The organism is Flavobacterium ammonificans, assembly GCF_020886115.1.
Classification (GTDB): domain Bacteria; phylum Bacteroidota; class Bacteroidia; order Flavobacteriales; family Flavobacteriaceae; genus Flavobacterium; species Flavobacterium ammonificans.
The window spans coordinates 138,277-156,774 of record NZ_AP025185.1 but is presented as its reverse complement, the minus strand read 5'-3'; the positions used below and the strand labels follow the sequence as shown (position 1 = coordinate 156,774).

Below are 18,498 nucleotides of genomic sequence, written 5' to 3'. Positions count from 1 at the left end.
CTTTCATTTTTTTTAATTCAATTTATACAATTTCTAATGTTTTAGCTTTATTGACTAGATCCACTAGATTGGTGACATTTAGTTTAGTCAGTAATCGTAATTTATAAGTACTTATAGTTTTTTCGTTTAGTTTAAGAATATCGGCAATTTCGTGGTTTTTTTTGCCATCACTTAAATAACGTAATACCTCTACTTCTCTATTTGAAAGTTTTCTGTAAATACGTTCACTCTTACTTTTCTTTGCAATTAAAGCAAGATTTTTTTTGACAGTTTCATTCATTACAATTTTCCCGTCTGTAACTTGCTTAATCCCATCATAAACTACACTAAGTTTTTCTTTTTTATGGATGAATCCAGACACACCTGCTTTTATTGCATTAGGAGCATATATTTGCTCAGAGAGATTACTGTAAATAATTACTTTAGTTTCTGGAAATTCTTTTAAAATTGCTTTGACTTCAAAGATACTTTTTAAGCCTTCTAATTCAAGATCTAAAAGGAGTACATCTATCTCTTTACTTTGGAGTATTTCTTTAAGCATAGAAAAATTTCCTATGTTGGCAACTATTGAAATATCCGAATGGTCTTTAAAAAAAGACTTTATCCCATAGTGAACCACAGGAAAATTATCGGCTACACAGACCTTGATCATAATGTTGTTTTTAGAATTATTATTTGTTTTTGGAGAAGTAAAATTAATAAATTAATTCTGTAAACAATTGCAAATCAGATAAAATGTGTTATTTAATAGATTTAGGGATTATACACACCGGAATTGGCTGCATTTTATGTTGGTTTAGGGTGTTTAAACGATGATAAATTTCAAAAACTGTTTTCTCTCTTTCTGAAAAATCAGTACTAATTTTGCCATTCTCATTTTGTTGCATCGCCCATTCTAATTCATCGTAAGTAGCGCCCAGCTGATCTTCGTCGGTTCTATCATCTCCAAATAAACCGTCTGTTGGAGCAGCATTTAGAATAGATTGTGGAATTTGTAAAAAATCACCCAAAGCAAACACTTCTGATTTCATTAAGTCTGCAATTGGGCTAATATCAACCCCACCGTCACCATATTTAGTATAAAACCCAACACCAAAATCCTCTACTTTATTTCCCGTTCCGGCAACTAACAACCCATAAATTCCGCCATAATAATACAATGTAGTCATTCGAATTCGCGCACGAGTGTTAGCTAAAGTTAAGTTAAGTTGACTTTCTGTAGTGTCGTTTGGAAGTACTTTCTTGAACGATTCGAAAATTGGAGTTAAATCAGATTCGGCTTTAGAAACGTTAGGGAAGCGTTGCATTAATTGATCAATATGTTCCTTTGCTCTGCTTACATGACTTTCAGCTTGATGAATAGGCATAGTGACACAAACTACCTTGAGACCGGTTTGCGCACATAAGCTTGAAGTTACTGCTGAATCAACTCCGCCAGAAATTCCTATAACAAATCCGTTAACTTTTGCGTTAGTAGCATAAGCTTTTAACCAATTGACAATATATTCGTTTACTTTTTCTACTTGAAGAGTACTTTTTTTAGACATAATAATTGAGGTATTAAAAAGCAGGAATGTATATTTGTATTTATTTTTGAAATTTAATTGTTAATTGAAAAAATCAATAACAAATGTAACCAAAAATAGTAAACATAAAGAGTCAATCTATTTTGAATTATCAAAAACGATAGGTAAAGAAAGATGCCGAATCGAGTGTCTAAATCCAATTAATAAGTATGAGAATTTTTTTAGTATCCTGTATTTTGTCTTTAATGTTTTTTTCATGTAATAAGAAAAGTGCTGTTGAAAAAAAGATTGAAGCGCTTCCTGTACAAATAAAAATTGATCGTTTTGATCAAGTGTTTTTTGAATCTTCGCCAAAAGATTTACATACGATTAAAAAGCGCTATCCGTTTTTTTTTCCAGAGGGAATACCAGATAGTGTATGGGTTAATAAAATAAATAACCCACTTTGGAGAGAACTTTTTGCTGAAGTTCAAAAAAAATATAAAAAAAGTGAATCCATAGAGGCAGAACTGGAAAAAGTATTTAAACATATTAAATTCCATTTTCCAAAAACAAAATCACCAAAAGTTTATACAGTAATTGCTGAGATGGATTACGATAATAAAGTAATTTATGCAGATAGTTTGGTAATTATTTCTTTAGAAATGTACTTAGGGAAAGACCATAAATTTTATGAATTCCCGGCCTATATTCGTCAAAATTTTGAGCAAAGACAAATGATGCCAGATTTAGTTGCTAGTTTTGGAAAAAGCAAAATTACAACTGAAAAGGACAATACACTATTAAGTCAGATGATCTATCACGGAAAGTTATTGTATTTGAAAGACCTTCTTCTTTCAAATTATACAGATGACGAAAAAATGGGTTACACGCCCAAAGAAATCAATTGGTGTGAGGAAAACGAATCGTATATTTGGCGGTACTTTTTAGAAAATGAATTGTTGTATAGTAACGAGTTAAAACTCAATTCTCGTTTTATTGCACCAGCTCCATTTTCTAAGTTTTATTTGGAAATAGATAACGAATCACCTGGTCAAGTTGGGGCGTGGATAGGTTGGCAAATTGTAAGGTCATTTGTTAAAAATAACGATGTCCCTGTTGCTAAATTACTCGAGCTCAATGCAAAAGAACTTTTTAAAAAATCAAAATATAAACCTAAGAAATAATGTCAAATTCTATTACATCAGAAATTAAATTCGAAATTGAATTAGATCAAAATCGAGTTCCAGAAAAATTATTTTGGACCGCTGAAGATGGCGGTGTTGCAAAAGAGGAGGCCAAAGCTATCATGTTGTCAATTTGGGATAGTAAAGCCAAAGAAACCATGCGTATTGACTTGTGGACGAAAGACATGCCAGTGGACGAAATGAAAATCTTTTTTCATCAAACATTAGTGGCTATGTCAGATACTTTCAAACGCGCTACTGATGACGAAAAAATGACGAACACAATGAAAGATTTCTGCGATTATTTTGCTGAGAAGTTGGAATTGGTAAAATAAATTATTCAATAAAAAAGCCAAAACTTAAGTTTTGGCTTTTTTAATGTGTATCAATTATATTTAAAATTGATTGTTATTTTTAAAGACTTCTTGATTTACTTCGTCAATATAACTTAGCAACTCTTCTTTTCCAGTAAATTCAGTTGCTGAGGTAACAAAATACTGCGGCATTTCGGCCCAATTATTAGCAAACATTTTCTTTTTGTAGGCTGCAACATGCGAGTCGATTTTCACTTTACTTATTTTATCTGCTTTAGTAAAAATAATGCAAAATGGTATCTCACTTTCACCCATATACGACATGAATTCAATATCAATAGTTTGGGCTTCATGGCGAATATCAATCAAAACAAAGGCACAAACTAATTGTTCTCGTGTTTCAAAATAATCCGTGATGAATTGTTGAAAGATTGATTTGGTTTTTTTGGAAACTTTGGCATAACCATAACCTGGTAAATCTACTAAAAACCAATTTTTATTAATTAAAAAATGATTAATTAATTGCGTTTTTCCTGGTCTTCCTGATGTTTTTGCCAAACTTTTATGATTAGTCAACATATTGATAAGCGAAGATTTTCCTACGTTTGAACGACCAATAAAGGCGTATTCGGGTAAGAAATCTTTCGGACATTTATCAACCTGAGAGTTGCTAATTATAAATTCAGCAGTAGTAATTTTCATAAATATTTTTATAAACAGAATTAAGAAACAGGCTGGTAAACTTTCGTTAACCAATCTTCTAAAACGCTGTTGAATTCATCAGGGTGTTCCATCATTGCGGCATGACCACATTTGTCTATCCAGTATAAAGTGGAATTAGGTAAAAGGCGGTTGAACTCATCTGCTACTTCTGGTGGAGTCACTTTGTCGTTTCGTCCCCAAATGATGCAAGTAGGTACTGTCATTTTTGGAAGATCTTTTGCCATGTTATGACGAATAGCACTTTTGGCTATGGTAAGTGTTTTAATCAACTTGATACGATCGTTTACAGTAGCATAAACTTCGTCTACTAATTCTGGTGTAGCCACTTTAGGATCGAAAAAAACATCTTCTGCTTTTTTCTTGATGTATTCATAGTCGCCTCTTTTGGGGTAACTATCTCCCATAGCACTTTCATATAAACCAGAACTGCCAGTAATGACTAATCCAGCTACTTTTTCGGGATACATTTTAGTGTGGTAAAGTGCTATATGTCCTCCTAATGAATTACCTAATAAAATAACATTTTCCAGACCTTTAAATGCAATAAAGTCTTTTACATATTTAGCAAATGCTTTCACATTTGTTCTCAAAAGGCTTTGGGTGTAAATAGGTAAATCGGGGATGATTATTTTGTATCCTTTGTTAGAAAAGTAATTGGCAACACCATTAAAATTACTAAGTCCTCCCATTAATCCGTGCAGAATAACGATTGGAGTTCCTTCTCCTGCTTCAAAATAACTGTATTTACCTTCTTTTTTATAGTGTTGTTCCATTTTTTCGGATCCCTATTTTCAATTTTGACAAATATAGGATTTAATACAGAAATATAAATTTTTAAGCTTGTTTTTTAACTCTTTAATCCTTTTTCTTGTTAAAATCATTAGTTGTCACTGATTCTGACTCTAGTAGGATTCTCATTTATAAACAAGTTTAAACCGTATCTAAACTATTGACAGTCCATAAAGTAAGGGTTTTTAGTCACAAGTGGGTAAACTTATTAACAAAGTGGTAGATTGTGGTAAAATGTGGTAAAATATTTTATATTTTTGCTTAGAATCATTTAAATAAAATTTTTTGAACACAATTGTAGGAACATATGAATGTAAAGTAGATGCTAAAGGAAGGGTGTTATTGCCGTCTCCTTTGAAAAAGCAACTTGCCTCTTCATTGCAAGAAGGTTTTGTGCTGAAGCGTTCGGTTTTTCAGTCCTGTTTAGAGTTGTATCCAATGCAAGAGTGGAATTTAATGATGCAAAAAATCAATAAGTTGAATCGATTTGTAAAGAAGAACAATGATTTTATTCGTCGTTTTACAGCCGGTGTTAAGGTGGTTGAGATTGATGCTTTAGGTCGTTTGTTAGTACCTAAAGATTTAGTTGGTTTTGCAAGTATTTCAAAAGATGTTGTTTTTTCTTCGGCAGTAAATATTGTCGAAATCTGGGATAAAGAATTGTACGAGCAATCGATAAACGGAGAAGATATTGATTTTGCTGATTTAGCAGAAGATGTAATGGGTAATGTAAATGATGATGACAATGGAGTATCATAATCCTGTTTTGCTGCACGAGTCAGTTGGTGGTTTAAATATTAAGCCGGACGGAATTTACGTCGATGTTACTTTTGGTGGCGGAGGGCATTCCAGAGAGATTTTAAGTCGATTGGGTCCAAATGGTAAATTGTTTGCCTTTGATCAAGATGAAGATGCTTTGGCGAATGCCTTACAAGATGATCGCTTTGTTCTTATTAATGAAAATTTCAGATTTATAAAGCGTTTTTTACGTTTTCACAATATCAAAGAAGTGGATGGTATTTTGGGCGACTTAGGTGTTTCTTCTCATCAATTTGATGTTGCTGAAAGAGGTTTTTCTACTCGATTTGACGCTGAGTTAGATATGAGAATGAGTCAAAAAAATGATTTAAGTGCCTATCGAGTGGTTAATGAATATGACGAAGATAATTTGCGTAGGGTTTTCTTGGATTACGGAGAGTTGAAAAACGCGCCTGCTATTGCTAGAGTTATTTTGGAGGCAAGAGAAAAAATGCCAATCCGCAATACGGAACAGTTAAAAGAAGTATTGAGTCGGTTTTTGCCAGCGCATAAAAGTCATAAAATTTTGGCTCAAATGTATCAGGCAATTCGAATTGAAGTAAATCAAGAAATGGATGTTTTGAAAGAGTTTTTAGAACAATCATTGGAAATATTAAAACCATGTGGGCGATTAAGTATCATCTCATATCATTCTCTTGAAGATAGATTGGTGAAACGTTTTGTAAAAAACGGAATGTTTGAAGGAGAGCCAGAACGTGATTTTTTCGGAAATTTTTCTGTTCCATTTAAAACAATTGGAAAGTTAATTGTCCCAAATAACGAACAAATACGAGAAAACAATAGAGCACGTAGTGCGAAGTTGCGAATAGCTGAAAAAATATAATTAGTTGTAATGAAACACGGATTGTACGGCATATTAAAAGCTCGATTTTTATTAGACGAAGACGCAATTAAAAACTGGCGCTTTATCGTTTTTATAATTGGTTTAGCCATTGTTATGATTGCCAATACGCAGAGCTATGAGCAAAAAGTTTTTCGTATCGCGGAGCTTACAACTGAAGTGAAAGAATTGCGTTCTGAATTTGTAGACAGACGTTCGGAGTTAATGAAATTGAAAATGGAATCTACAGTAGCTAAACAAATGGAAGCAAGACAAATAGTTCCATCAACAGTACCTCCAATTAAAATTAAAGTAGTTAAAGAAGTAGAAAAAAGTTTTTTTGAAAAATTATGGCAGTAGAAGATAAAAATATCTCGTATCGTATCTATCTCGTAGCTTTTGCTATGTTTTTGATGGCGGTAGCTATAGTCTTCAAATTGACCAATATTCAATGGGTTCAAGGGGATCATTACCGCAAAAAAGCGAAGGAAAAAACGGTAAAAGAATTTACTATTAAAGCTAACAAAGGAAACATTTATTCGTCAGACGGGAGTTTGCTAGCAACTTCAATCCCAAATTATGAAATCCGATTTGATGCAGTGGTACCAAAATCTGAATTGTTTCAAAGAGCCGTTGATTCTTTATCAGATTCATTAGCCTATTTACTTGGCAAACCATCTAATTATTACGAAAGAGCTTTGCGCAAAGCAAGAGCTACAAATAACAGGTTTTTTTTAATTGCGCGTGGTTTAAGTTATACGGACTATGTAAAAATTAAAGAGTTTCCATTGTTTAAAGAAGGAGCAAATAAAGGCGGAATTATCGTAAAGCCTGAGCCGGTTAGAGAATATCCAATCGGACGAATTGCTGAACGAACCATTGGTTACGAAAGAATGAAACCGGATAGTACTCCTGATGGAAAAGGAATTGAATGGGCTTATAGAAAATATTTGAACGGTAAAGACGGTAAGATTTTAAAACAAAAAATTGCCAAAGGACAGTGGAAACCGATTCGCGATTTTAATGAGGTAGATCCTATTGATGGGTATGATGTTATTTCTACAATAGATGTTTTTATACAAGATATAGCGCACCACGCCTTATTAAAACAATTGGAAGAATACGAAGCAGAGCACGGAACTGTGGTTGTAATGGAAACTAAAACAGGACATATTAAGGCGATTTCAAATTTGGGCAGGCTAAGTGATGGAACTTATAATGAAACATTGAATTATGCTATTACAGAAGCGCATGATCCTGGATCCACATTCAAATTAGTAGATCTTATGGCGGTTTTGGAAGATAAAGTTGCCGACACCAGTACTGTTTTTGATGCTAGAGGTGGAGTAATAACTTATTTTGGGAAAAATGTTGTGGATTCACATAAAGGAATGGGAAGAATTTCTTTAGGACATGGATTTGAAGTTTCGTCAAATACGGTAATGGTTCAATCTGTATACAATAATTATAAAAATAATCCTTCAAAATTTATTAAGCATATTGAAGATTGGGGATTAGATAAAAAAATAGGTTTAGAGTTAAAAGGGGAAGCGTCTCCAATAATCCCAAAACCAGGTCAAGCAAGATGGTCCAAAATTTCACTTCCATGGATGGCGTTCGGATATGGAGTAAATATTACTCCTATGCAAACTTTGACTTTTTACAATTCTGTTGCAAACAATGGTGTAATGGTAAAACCACAATTAGTTTCTGAAATTAAGAAGTGGAATACAACGGTTAAAAAATTCGATACTCAAGTTATCAATCCAAAAGTTTGTTCACCTGAAACATTGAAAAAAGTACGTGCTTTATTAGAAAATGTGGTAAAACGAGGAACTGCCAAATCATTGTACACTAAAGAGTTTCCGATGGCAGGAAAAACAGGAACAGCGCAAATGAACTATGGTAATAAAACCGGATCTGGCATGTATTACGCCTCTTCGTTTGTTGGGTATTTCCCAGCTAATAAGCCGCAGTATACTTGTATTGTTATGGTGCATAGGCCAAACACAGCTCATAATAATTATTATGGTGCCGATGTAGCAGGACCTGTATTTAAAAGAATTGCCCAAAAAATATTTACAGACGCGCCATCTACCAATACAATTAAAAAAATTGATAGAAAAATTCCTAAACAAGAATTGGATTATGCATCTTATAATGCTAATTCTCATAAAAGGCAAAACACTATTCCAAATGTAAGAGGTATGTCTGGTATGGATGCTTTGGCTCTTTTAGAAAATTTAGGAATAAGAGTTAAAATAAAAGGCTTTGGCAAAGTGAAGAAACAGTCGCTACAAGCGGGACAAAATATAGCAAAGAACACAACAATAGTATTAGAATTATCGTGAGTATCCTAAAAGACATAATATACAAAGTAGCTATTGAAGCCATAAAGGGTTCGACAGACATAGTTATTGGAAAGATAGATTTTGATTCTAGAAAAATAGAAAAAAATGATCTTTTTGTAGCTATTCGTGGTACTATTTCGGATGGTCATGATTATATTTCAAAAGCTATCGACTTAGGTGCGTCAGCAATTATGTGTGATAGTTTTCCAAAAGATATAGCTGAGGGAGTTACCTATATTCAGGTAAAAGATACCAATGCAGCCTTAGCTGTTGTTGCGGCAAATTATTTTGGAAATCCTTCACAAAAACTACAATTAGTAGGGGTGACAGGTACCAATGGAAAAACTACAATTGCTTCTTTATTATATCAATTGTATAAGAAAGCGGGACATAAAGTAGGTTTGCTTTCAACGGTTAAAATCATGGTTGACGATGTGGAGTATCCAGCTACACATACTACACCTGACTCTATAACCATTAATAGTTATTTAGCTTTAATGGTTGAAGCAGGTGTTGATTATTGCTTTATGGAAGTGAGTTCACATGGAGTGCATCAAAAACGAACTGAAGCATTGCATTTTGTTGGAGGGGTATTTACTAATTTATCACACGATCATTTAGATTACCACCCCACTTTTGCAGAATACCGTGATGTAAAAAAATCATTCTTTGATCATTTACCTAAAACCGCTTTTGCACTATCTAATATCGACGACAAAAACGGTTCAGTTGTATTGCAAAATACGGTTGCCAAAAAGTGCAGTTATGCCTTAAAATCTTATGCAGATTATAAAGCGCAAATTTTAGAAAGTCAATTATCTGGACTGCTTTTGAAAGTTAATGGCAACGAAGTTTGGGTTAAGTTAATTGGAACGTTTAATGCTTACAATTTATTAGCTATTTACGGAACTGCTATTGAATTGGGAATGGAAAGTTTGGAAGCATTACGATTATTATCCGAGTTAGAAAGTGTTTCTGGTCGTTTTCAATACATTGTTTCTGCTGAAAATGTTACAGCCATTGTAGATTATGCTCACACACCTGATGCTTTAGAGAACGTATTGAAAACCATCAACGATATCAGAACAAAAAACGAACAATTGATTACAGTTGTGGGTTGCGGTGGAAACCGAGACAAAACCAAACGCCCAGTAATGGGAGGAATTGCTTCTGATTTAAGTGATAAGGCAGTATTTACCTCTGACAATCCTAGAAATGAAGATGCAGCAGTAATTATAAGCGAAATGGAATCAGGGGTAGCGCCACATAATTATAAAAGAATTCTATCAATCACAGACAGAAAGCAAGCCATTAAAACTGCCTGCCAATTGGCTCAGCCTAATGATATCATATTAATAGCTGGTAAAGGCCATGAAACCTATCAAGAAATTAATGGTGTACGTCATGATTTTGATGATATGAAAATTGTAAAAGAATTACTAGAACAACTCCATAAATAGAAATTATGCTATACTACTTATTTGAATATTTAGATAAAACTTTAAATTTATCAGGGACAGGAGTTTTCCAATACATCACCTTTAGATCAGGGTTGGCATTTTTACTTTCTTTATTGTTATCCACAATTTACGGGAAGAGAATTATTAATTTCTTACGCAATCAACAAGTAGGAGAAACGGTTCGTGAATTAGGTTTAGCTGGTCAAAATGAAAAAGCAGGAACGCCAACTATGGGGGGATTAATTATCATTTTTGCAACACTAGTTCCTGTAGTTCTCTTTGCAAAATTGGATAATATTTACATTGTCCTTTTAATAGTAACTACTCTTTGGATGGGTACAATTGGTTTTATTGATGACTATATCAAAATATTTAAAAAGGACAAACAAGGTTTAAAAGGAATTTTTAAAGTATTTGGTCAAGTAGGATTGGGTATTATTGTTGGGTCAGTTCTATACTTTAGTCCTGCAGTTACTGTTTTAGAAAACGCTTCAAACTCTCCAGTTTTAAAATCAACTTCAGTTACATCCATAGTAAAAGCCCCTGTTGAGGTAAAATCTACTGCAACTACGATCCCGTTTTTTAAGAATAACGAATTCGATTATGCAGAGGTAATTGCATGGACTGGTGAAGGCTATCAGAATTGGGCTTGGTTAATTTTCATTCCTGTAGTAATTTTTATCATTACTGCTGTATCAAATGGAGCCAATTTAACAGATGGTATAGATGGTTTAGCAGCCGGTACATCTGCTATTTCAGTATTTGCTCTAGGTATATTCACATTTTTATCTGGAAACATCATCTTTTCTAACTATTTGAATATCATGTATATTCCTAATTCAGGAGAAATGACTGTATTCATATCAGCATTTGTAGGAGCATTGATTGGGTTTCTTTGGTACAATTCTTTTCCAGCTTCAGTATTTATGGGAGATACCGGTAGTTTGACAATTGGTGGAATTATAGCAGTATTAGCTATAGCCGTAAGAAAAGAGATGCTGATTCCATTGTTTTGCGGAATTTTTCTAGCAGAAAATTTATCGGTAGTACTTCAAGTTGCTTATTTCAAGTATACAAAAAAACGTTTTGGCGAAGGGAGAAGAATTTTTCTAATGTCTCCTTTACATCATCATTATCAGAAAAAAGGATATCATGAAAGTAAGATTGTAACTCGTTTTTGGATTGTTGCTATCATGTTGTCTATTCTATCAATTGTGACATTAAAACTGAGATAGATGCGATTAGTTGTTTTAGGAGGAGGAGAAAGTGGAGTAGGTACTGCCATTCTTGGCAAGAAAAAAGGGTATGATGTTTTTGTATCTGATTTTGGTAAAATAAAGGAAAGTTATAAAGAAGTTCTTAATCATAATGGAATTGCTTGGGAGGAAGAAATGCATACAGAATCACTGATTCTAAATGCTGATGTGGTGATGAAAAGCCCGGGAATTCCCGAAAAATCACCGATAGTAAAAAAACTGTTTGAGAAAGGAATTAAAGTAATCTCAGAAATTGAATTCGCAGCTCCTTACACTAAAGCAATAACAATAGGAATAACTGGGAGTAATGGTAAAACCACTACTACAATGTTGACTTATCATTTGCTAAAATCAGCAGGCTTGAATGTAGGTCTAGGTGGAAATATTGGTAAAAGTTTTGCCTGGCAGGTGGCTGACAACGATTTTGATTCTTACGTTTTAGAGCTAAGCAGTTTTCAATTGGACGGAATTATTGATTACAAGCCACACATTGCAATTCTAACGAATATTAGTCCAGATCATTTGGATCGTTATGAATATAAGTATGAAAATTACATCAATTCTAAGTTTAGAATTACAATGAATCAAACCGAAGAGGATTATTTGATTTATGATGCAGAAGACGAAGCAATAACAAATTGGTTGAAAAATAATACAACAAAAGCAACACTAATTCCTTTTTCATTGAACCAAGTGTTCACTGAAGGGGCTTATATAAAAGACAATAAAATCGAAGTAAAGATGATGAATCACGAAGAATTTTCAATGGAAACTGAAACAATTGCGTTAGAAGGAAAACACAATATGAAAAACGCAATGGCGGCTACTTCAGTGGCTAAATTAATGCAAATTAGAAATGCAACCATCAGAGAGAGTTTGTCAAATTTTCAAGGAGTAGAGCATCGTCTAGAAAAAGTATTGAAAATCCAAAATGTACAATATATCAACGATTCTAAAGCAACAAATGTGAATGCTTCTTTCTTTGCTTTGGATAGTGTAACTACCCCAACAGTTTGGATTGTCGGTGGTGTTGATAAAGGAAATGACTATAACGAATTGATGTCATTGGTCAACGAAAAAGTGAAAGGAATTATTTGTTTGGGCGTTGATAATAAAAAAATTATTGAAGCTTTTGGTAATATAGTTGATGTTATGGTAGAGGTAGATAACATGCCAGATGCAGTTAGAATGGCGCAACGCATGACCGAAAAAGGAGATACGGTTTTGTTGTCTCCAGCTTGTGCTAGTTTTGATTTGTTTGAAAATTATGAAGATAGAGGCAAACAATTCAAACAAGCAGTATACAATTTATAGTTCGCACTAATTAGACTTTAAGGGATATGAAACTCAAACAGCTACTAAGCAATCTAAAAGGAGATAAGGTAATTTGGTCATTTTTGGCTTTATTGGCTTTATTTTCCTTTATGCCTGTTTTTAGTGCTAGTACAAATTTAGCTTTTGGTCGAGGTGGAGACGGAAATACATTAGGGTATTTAGTGAAGCATTCGGCTCATTTGGGAATGGGTTTTATGATTATTTACGTGGTTCATAAAATTCCATATCATTATTTTAGAGTGATATCCAGAATAGGTTTGCCCATAGTTTGGGGACTTTTAGTGCTCACGTTGTTTAAAGGAACCAATATTGGCGGAGCCAATGCAAGTCGATGGTTACAATTACCATTTATTGGAATTTCATTTCAAACCTCTTCTATAGCAGCTATCATTTTATACATTTATGTAGCTCGTTATTTATCTAAAACAAGAGAAATTCCAGTGACTTTTAAAGCCTCTTTTGTTGAGTTATGGATTCCGGTATTTATCACTTTAGCATTGATTTTGCCTGCGAATTTTTCGACTACTGCTTTAATGTTTGTGATGGTGGTTATGATTGCTTTTGTAGGACAGTATCAATTGAAATACATTGGTTACATTATGGCAATGGCTATAGCAGGATTATTAATTTTTGTGGTGTTGTCAAAAGCTTTTCCAGATTCAAAATTCTTTAGCAGGGTAGATACCTGGATTAGTAGAATTGAAAATTACGGTACTGATAAAGTAGGGGAAGATGAATATCAAATAAATGCTGCAAAAACCGCTATTGCTTCAGGAAATTTTACAGGGCTTGGGCCAGGAAAAAGTGTTCAAAGACATTTTTTACCTCAATCATCTTCTGATTTTATTTATGCCATTATTGTAGAAGAATATGGATTAGTTGGCGGGTTGGTAGTTTTAGGATTGTATCTTTTGTTGCTGTTCCGATTTGTAATTGCAGCACACAAGGCCAATACTTTGTTTGGAAAGTTAGTCGTCATTAGTTTGGGATTTCCATTAATATTTCAGGCATTAATCAATATGGCTGTTGCCGTGGAATTACTACCTGTTACAGGACAAACCTTACCCTTGATAAGTAGTGGGGGAAGTTCAATTTGGATGACTTGTTTTGCTCTTGGAATCATCATTAATGTGACTAAGAAAGAAGAGGAAATTGAGCAAGAACAAAAAGAAGCTGCGAAACGAGAAGAAGCACTTCAAAAATTAATAGACCAACAACTAGAATCAGACGAACAACACATAGAACCCAATAATTATTCCATTCAAGACAGCTCTAAAAATCCAATGAGTGCAGTAATAAATAAATAGTAATTTAACGATGAGAACATACAAATTCATACTAAGCGGAGGAGGAACAGGAGGTCATATTTACCCTGCAATTGCTATCGCTAATGAATTAAAGTCTCGATTTCCTGATGCTGATATTCTTTTTGTTGGCGCGAAGGATAAAATGGAAATGCAAAAAGTACCTCAGGCGGGGTACCCAATACAAGGACTTTGGATTGCAGGTTTGCAAAGACGTTTGACTTTTGATAATTCTTTGTTTCCAGTAAAGCTATTGAATAGTTTGTTAAAATCAAGACAAATTATTAAACAATTCAAACCAGATGTGGTAATTGGAACAGGAGGTTTTGCGAGCGGGCCATTATTGCAAATGGCTAATAGCGCAGGCATACCGACTGTAATACAAGAACAAAATTCCTATCCAGGAATTACCAATAAGTTATTAAGTAAGAAAGCCAATGCGATTTGCGTAGCTTATGAAAAATTAGAGCGCTTTTTTCCTAAAGAGAAAATTGTTTTGACTGGGAATCCAGTGCGACAGGATTTAATTGAAGTGCAAAGTAAAAGAGCTGAAGGTCTTGCGCATTACAATTTAGATCCCAATAAAAAAACGATTTTGATTTTAGGAGGAAGTTTAGGAGCAAGACGTATCAATCAATTGATTGAAAAAGAATTGGAATTCTTTGCTTCTCAAAATGTACAGTTGCTTTGGCAATGTGGGAAATTTTACTTGGATGAGTACCAAAAATGGAATTCAGATAATGTGCAAGTAATGGCTTTCATCGAAAGAATGGATTTAGTGTATGCTGCTGCCGACGTAGTAATTTCGAGAGCAGGAGCCTCTTCTGTTTCGGAGTTGTGTATTGTAGGGAAACCAGTAATTTTTATTCCGTCACCCAATGTAGCTGAAGACCATCAAACAAAGAATGCTAAATCGGTAGCTGATAAAAACGGTGCTATTTTGATACGCGAAAGCGAGTTAGATTCCAATTTCGAATCTACTTTTTCGGATTTGATTACTGATGAAAATAAGCAAAACGAATTGAGTCAAAACATTAACAACTTGGCTTTGCCTAATGCAACTAAAGCCATAGTAGAAGAGATACTAAAATTAATCAAATAAAAAACAGAACATTTAAGTGTTTTGTTGCAAGTAAGAAATGAATTTAAATCAAATACATAACGTCTTTTTTATAGGAATCGGAGGGATTGGAATGAGTGCTTTAGCGCGTTATTTCAAAACTATCGGAAAAAATGTTTCGGGTTACGATAAAACGCCTTCAATGTTAACCGATGAATTGATTGCAAGTGGTATTGATATCCACTTTGAAGATCGTATTGATTTAATTTCGAAAGAGTATTATGTGGAAAATACCTTGGTGATAATTACCCCGGCCGTCCCTGTAACACATTCGCAATGGAACTATTTTTTAGAGCGCGATTACGAAGTTAAAAAGCGCGCCGAAGTATTAGGAATTATAACTAAAGATACTTTTTGTTTTGCAGTTGCAGGTACACACGGTAAAACTACTACCTCAAGTATCTTAGGACATATTTTATTTGAAAGTGGTGCTGATGTCACTGCTTTTGTAGGTGGAATAGTTGAAAATTACAACTCTAATTTAATTGGAACTGGAAAAACAGTTACTGTGGTTGAGGCTGATGAATTCGATCGTTCGTTCTTGCATTTGCATCCCAATATTGCTTGTGTAACTTCTATGGATGCGGATCATTTGGATATTTATGGAACAAGTGAAGAAATTGAAGCGTCGTTTGTAGAGTTTGCGAATAAAGTAGAAGATAAGAGTCAATTGTTTATTACGAATGAATTGCCAATAGAAGGAGTGACTTGTGCAGTAAATGAGGAAGCGGTGTATAAAGCGTTCAATGTGAGGGTTGGAAACGGAAGTTATGTTTTTGACGTACAAACGCCAACAGAAACCATTCGTGATATTGCTTTCGGATTGCCAGGCAGACACAATTTGATGAATGCTTTGATGGCTTTGGCTATGGCCAAAACTTTTGGAACTTCATCGGAAGCGATTGCCAAAGCATTGGCTTCATTTCAAGGAATTAGAAGACGCTTTTCGTATCAGATAAAAACGCCAAATTTGGTGTATATCGATGATTACGCACATCATCCAACAGAAATTAATGCGGTACATCAAGCGGTTAGCGAATTGTATCCTAACCAAAAAGTACTAGCTATTTTCCAACCGCATTTGTTTAGTAGAACGAAAGATTTTGCAGATGATTTCGCGAAAAGTTTATCGCTTTTTGACGAAGTAATTTTATTGGATATTTATCCAGCTCGAGAATTGCCAATGGAAGGAATTACTTCGCAATGGTTGATGAATAAAATGACAAGTGAAAATAAAATATTGGTAACTAAAGAAGATTTGATTCCTTCAATTTTAGCTTCAGATGCACGAATTATAGTAACCATTGGAGCGGGAGATTTAGGAGAAATGGTACCGTCAATAAAAAACGCATTGTATGAAACGATTTAATTGGATAACGATTCGGTTAGTACTCATGTTTGGGTTGGTGATTTTCTTGTTTTCGTTTACTTCAAATAGAAACGGAAACCGAAAATTGACAAAAGCTAAGGTGGTTTTTGTTGGAGAAAATTCTAGTTTTCTTAAACAAGAAACGGTTAATAAATTGTTAATAGAAAATAATGACGATGCTTCAGCTATCCGAAAAGATAAATTAGATTTGAATAAGCTAGAAAAAGCCGTTAGTTCGAATCAAATGGTTGAAAAATCAGAGGTATTTGTAACAGTAGATGGTGTTTTGAAAGCGGTTGTAAAACAGAAAACTCCCGTTGCAAGAGTTTTTGATGGTAAGCGTTCTTTTTATATTGATTACAAGGGAAATACGATGCCGTTGTCGGCACATTTTACTGCCAGAGTTCCCCTCGTTTTGGGAGTAATACGTAAAAAAAATAGCGAAGCTTTAGCTGAATTATTTAGAAAAATTCATGACGATGCGTTTTTGAAAAAAAACATCATTGCTATTCAAATTATGCCTAATGGTAGCTTAAAAATGTTGAATAGAAATTTTGATTATCAAATTGATTTCGGAGGAACGGTAAATATGGATACGAAAATTCGAAATTATAAAGCGTTTTTTCAAAAAGCAGTTCTTGATAGTACTTTGTATAAATATAAAAAAATTGACCTTCGTTTCACCCAACAAGTAATTTGCACAAAATAAGAGGTAATGGAAAAAGAGAATATTGCAGTAGGTTTAGACATTGGAACAACAAAAATTGTTGCAATGATAGGCAAGAAAAATGAGTATGGAAAACTAGAAATTTTGGGTGTTGGAAAATCCAAAAGTCTAGGAGTAGCTAGAGGTGTTGTGAATAACATTACTCAAACTATTCAGTCTATACAACATGCTGTTCAAGAAGCTGAAGCTAATTCAGGATACAAAATTAAAGACTGTGTTGTAGGTATTGCTGGTCAACACATTCGTAGTATTCAACATACGGACTACATCAGCCGAAGCAATCCAGAAGAAGTAATTGGGGGTAACGATATTCAACAGTTAATTGACCAAGTGAATAAATTGGCCATGCTTCCTGGTGAAGAGATCATTCACGTTTTGCCTCAAGAATTTAAAATCGATGGGCAATCAGAGATTAAAGAACCTATTGGAATGTATGGTGGTCGTTTAGAGTCAAGTTTTCATGTAGTGGTGGGACAGGCTTCTTCAATCAGAAACGTGGGACGTTGTATTCACGATTCAGGGATTGATTTATCTGGATTGACATTGGAGCCATTAGCTTCATCTGACGCTGTTTTAAGCCAAGAAGAAAAAGAAGCTGGAGTAGCGCTAATTGATATCGGTGGTGGAACAACGGATTTGGCTATTTTTAAAGATGGTATTATTCGTCATACCGCAGTGATTCCTTTCGGAGGAAATGTAATTACAGACGATATTAAAGAGGGTTGTTCAATTATTGAAAAACAAGCCGAATTATTGAAAGTGAAATTTGGTTCAGCTTGGCCAGGAGAGAATAGAGAAAATGAAATTGTTTCTATTCCGGGATTGAGAGGAAGAGAGCCTAAAGAAATTTCGTTAAAGAATTTGTCTAAAATAATTCATGCACGTGTAGTAGAGATTATTGAACAAGTTTTTGTTGAAATCAAAGCCTACGGCCATGAAGACCCAAGAAAAAAATTAATCGCAGGAATTGTACTTACAGGTGGAGGTTCACAATTGCAACATATCAAGCAGTTAGTGGAATATATTACAGGAATGGATACAAGAATTGGTTATCCAAACGAACACTTAGCAGGTAATTCAAGCGAAGAAATCTCAAGTCCCTTATATGCAACTGCAGTTGGTTTAGTGATGAATAGCATCGAAAACAAAACGCAGAGTGCTGTTAGAATAGATCAGGTCCAAGCCCCGGAAATGCCTGTCTATAAAGCTCCAGTAATGGAGGCAGATGAAGTCGTTGCAGCTGAATCAGATTCAGTTGAAATTACAAAAGAAGAAAGTAAAGACAAATCGACAGAAACTCAAATTAGAAGATCCTTTTTTGATAAGTATGTAGATAAAATCAAGGATTTCTTAGATAATGCAGAATAGAGGCTATGCCTTTCACAATATTAAATTAACAACAAATAGCAAAAACCAAAT

General features: G+C 34.1%; 18 protein-coding genes. 14 read left to right on the top strand and 4 right to left on the bottom strand.

The features are described from left to right. Positions 1–22: 22 nt before the first annotated feature. Together LPC20_RS00700 and nadE are read right to left on the bottom strand one after the other, a co-directional pair. A complete protein-coding gene (locus tag LPC20_RS00700; protein WP_229325507.1) occupies positions 23–652 on the bottom strand; it encodes a response regulator transcription factor in 630 nt (209 codons plus the stop codon). Between the two features lie 88 nt (positions 653–740). Beyond that, on the bottom strand, positions 741–1,547 hold the full coding sequence (nadE, locus tag LPC20_RS00695) for an NAD(+) synthase (RefSeq protein WP_229325505.1): 807 nt from the start codon (positions 1,545–1,547) through the stop codon (positions 741–743). Between the two features lie 188 nt (positions 1,548–1,735). Between nadE and gldB the strand changes: the two genes are divergently transcribed. Further along, positions 1,736–2,692: a gliding motility lipoprotein GldB gene (gene gldB, locus LPC20_RS00690; protein WP_229325503.1), complete on the top strand. Its 957-nt coding sequence runs from the start codon at positions 1,736–1,738 to the stop codon at positions 2,690–2,692. Continuing rightward, complete coding sequence (gldC, locus tag LPC20_RS00685) at positions 2,692–3,027, top strand: gliding motility protein GldC (RefSeq protein ID WP_229325501.1); 336 nt, start codon at positions 2,692–2,694, stop codon at positions 3,025–3,027. The genes gldB and gldC overlap by 1 nt, the downstream gene beginning before the upstream one ends. A gap of 60 nt (positions 3,028–3,087) precedes the next feature. Here gldC and yihA read toward each other — a convergent pair whose 3' ends face one another. Continuing rightward, a complete protein-coding gene (gene yihA / locus LPC20_RS00680; RefSeq protein ID WP_229325499.1) occupies positions 3,088–3,708 on the bottom strand; it encodes a ribosome biogenesis GTP-binding protein YihA/YsxC in 621 nt (206 codons plus the stop codon). Positions 3,709–3,728: 20 nt separating this feature from the next. Next, positions 3,729–4,502, bottom strand: coding sequence for an alpha/beta fold hydrolase (locus LPC20_RS00675; protein ID WP_229325497.1), 774 nt, complete (start codon positions 4,500–4,502; stop codon positions 3,729–3,731). A gap of 301 nt (positions 4,503–4,803) precedes the next feature. Between LPC20_RS00675 and mraZ the strand changes: the two genes are divergently transcribed. From mraZ to ftsA, 12 genes are read left to right on the top strand one after another with little or no spacing between them, the layout of a single operon-like run. Continuing rightward, on the top strand, positions 4,804–5,277 hold the full coding sequence (mraZ, locus tag LPC20_RS00670) for a division/cell wall cluster transcriptional repressor MraZ (protein ID WP_229325495.1): 474 nt from the start codon (positions 4,804–4,806) through the stop codon (positions 5,275–5,277). After that, complete coding sequence (rsmH, locus tag LPC20_RS00665) at positions 5,252–6,160, top strand: 16S rRNA (cytosine(1402)-N(4))-methyltransferase RsmH (RefSeq protein ID WP_229325493.1); 909 nt, start codon at positions 5,252–5,254, stop codon at positions 6,158–6,160. The genes mraZ and rsmH overlap by 26 nt, the downstream gene beginning before the upstream one ends. A 9-nt stretch (positions 6,161–6,169) precedes the next feature. Then, positions 6,170–6,517, top strand: a complete 348-nt coding sequence (locus LPC20_RS00660; protein ID WP_229325491.1) for an FtsL-like putative cell division protein — start codon at positions 6,170–6,172, stop codon at positions 6,515–6,517. After that, positions 6,508–8,508 (top strand): penicillin-binding protein, encoded by a 2,001-nt coding sequence (locus LPC20_RS00655; protein ID WP_229325489.1) that lies wholly within the window; start codon positions 6,508–6,510, stop codon positions 8,506–8,508. The genes LPC20_RS00660 and LPC20_RS00655 overlap by 10 nt, the downstream gene beginning before the upstream one ends. Continuing rightward, positions 8,505–9,968: a UDP-N-acetylmuramoyl-L-alanyl-D-glutamate--2,6-diaminopimelate ligase gene (locus LPC20_RS00650; protein ID WP_229325487.1), complete on the top strand. Its 1,464-nt coding sequence runs from the start codon at positions 8,505–8,507 to the stop codon at positions 9,966–9,968. Before LPC20_RS00655 ends, LPC20_RS00650 begins: the two co-directional genes overlap by 4 nt. A gap of 5 nt (positions 9,969–9,973) precedes the next feature. Further along, entirely contained in the window at positions 9,974–11,203 is a 1,230-nt protein-coding gene (gene mraY / locus LPC20_RS00645; RefSeq protein ID WP_229325484.1) for a phospho-N-acetylmuramoyl-pentapeptide-transferase, read from the top strand. Then, positions 11,204–12,538, top strand: a complete 1,335-nt coding sequence (gene murD, locus LPC20_RS00640) for a UDP-N-acetylmuramoyl-L-alanine--D-glutamate ligase (RefSeq protein WP_229325482.1) — start codon at positions 11,204–11,206, stop codon at positions 12,536–12,538. A 26-nt stretch (positions 12,539–12,564) separates the two neighbouring features. Then, the gene (locus LPC20_RS00635; RefSeq protein ID WP_229325480.1) at positions 12,565–13,866 is read left to right on the top strand and encodes an FtsW/RodA/SpoVE family cell cycle protein; all 1,302 of its coding nucleotides are present in this window, start codon (positions 12,565–12,567) and stop codon (positions 13,864–13,866) included. A gap of 10 nt (positions 13,867–13,876) precedes the next feature. Then, positions 13,877–14,965 carry an undecaprenyldiphospho-muramoylpentapeptide beta-N-acetylglucosaminyltransferase gene (murG, locus tag LPC20_RS00630; RefSeq protein ID WP_229325478.1) on the top strand — a complete coding sequence of 363 codons (1,089 nt, stop codon included), beginning with the start codon at positions 13,877–13,879 and terminating at the stop codon, positions 14,963–14,965. 37 nt (positions 14,966–15,002) lie between these two features. Beyond that, complete coding sequence (gene murC, locus LPC20_RS00625) at positions 15,003–16,352, top strand: UDP-N-acetylmuramate--L-alanine ligase (RefSeq protein ID WP_229325476.1); 1,350 nt, start codon at positions 15,003–15,005, stop codon at positions 16,350–16,352. Next, entirely contained in the window at positions 16,339–17,061 is a 723-nt protein-coding gene (locus tag LPC20_RS00620) for a cell division protein FtsQ/DivIB (protein WP_229325473.1), read from the top strand. Before murC ends, LPC20_RS00620 begins: the two co-directional genes overlap by 14 nt. A 6-nt stretch (positions 17,062–17,067) precedes the next feature. Further along, positions 17,068–18,447, top strand: coding sequence for a cell division protein FtsA (gene ftsA, locus LPC20_RS00615; RefSeq protein ID WP_229325471.1), 1,380 nt, complete (start codon positions 17,068–17,070; stop codon positions 18,445–18,447). Positions 18,448–18,498 lie beyond the last annotated feature (51 nt).

Coding starts and splice junctions, on each gene's coding strand:
- LPC20_RS00655 (WP_229325489.1), top strand. CDS start 6,508: ATGGCAGTAGAAGATAAAAATATCTCGTATCGTATCTATCTCGTAGCT.
- murG (WP_229325478.1), top strand. CDS start 13,877: ATGAGAACATACAAATTCATACTAAGCGGAGGAGGAACAGGAGGTCAT.
- gldB (WP_229325503.1), top strand. CDS start 1,736: ATGAGAATTTTTTTAGTATCCTGTATTTTGTCTTTAATGTTTTTTTCA.
- yihA (WP_229325499.1), bottom strand. CDS start 3,708: ATGAAAATTACTACTGCTGAATTTATAATTAGCAACTCTCAGGTTGAT.
- ftsA (WP_229325471.1), top strand. CDS start 17,068: ATGGAAAAAGAGAATATTGCAGTAGGTTTAGACATTGGAACAACAAAA.
- murD (WP_229325482.1), top strand. CDS start 11,204: ATGCGATTAGTTGTTTTAGGAGGAGGAGAAAGTGGAGTAGGTACTGCC.
- LPC20_RS00620 (WP_229325473.1), top strand. CDS start 16,339: ATGAAACGATTTAATTGGATAACGATTCGGTTAGTACTCATGTTTGGG.
- gldC (WP_229325501.1), top strand. CDS start 2,692: ATGTCAAATTCTATTACATCAGAAATTAAATTCGAAATTGAATTAGAT.
- rsmH (WP_229325493.1), top strand. CDS start 5,252: ATGATGATGACAATGGAGTATCATAATCCTGTTTTGCTGCACGAGTCA.
- murC (WP_229325476.1), top strand. CDS start 15,003: ATGAATTTAAATCAAATACATAACGTCTTTTTTATAGGAATCGGAGGG.
- LPC20_RS00660 (WP_229325491.1), top strand. CDS start 6,170: ATGAAACACGGATTGTACGGCATATTAAAAGCTCGATTTTTATTAGAC.
- nadE (WP_229325505.1), bottom strand. CDS start 1,547: ATGTCTAAAAAAAGTACTCTTCAAGTAGAAAAAGTAAACGAATATATT.
- mraY (WP_229325484.1), top strand. CDS start 9,974: ATGCTATACTACTTATTTGAATATTTAGATAAAACTTTAAATTTATCA.
- LPC20_RS00675 (WP_229325497.1), bottom strand. CDS start 4,502: ATGGAACAACACTATAAAAAAGAAGGTAAATACAGTTATTTTGAAGCA.
- LPC20_RS00700 (WP_229325507.1), bottom strand. CDS start 652: ATGATCAAGGTCTGTGTAGCCGATAATTTTCCTGTGGTTCACTATGGG.
- LPC20_RS00635 (WP_229325480.1), top strand. CDS start 12,565: ATGAAACTCAAACAGCTACTAAGCAATCTAAAAGGAGATAAGGTAATT.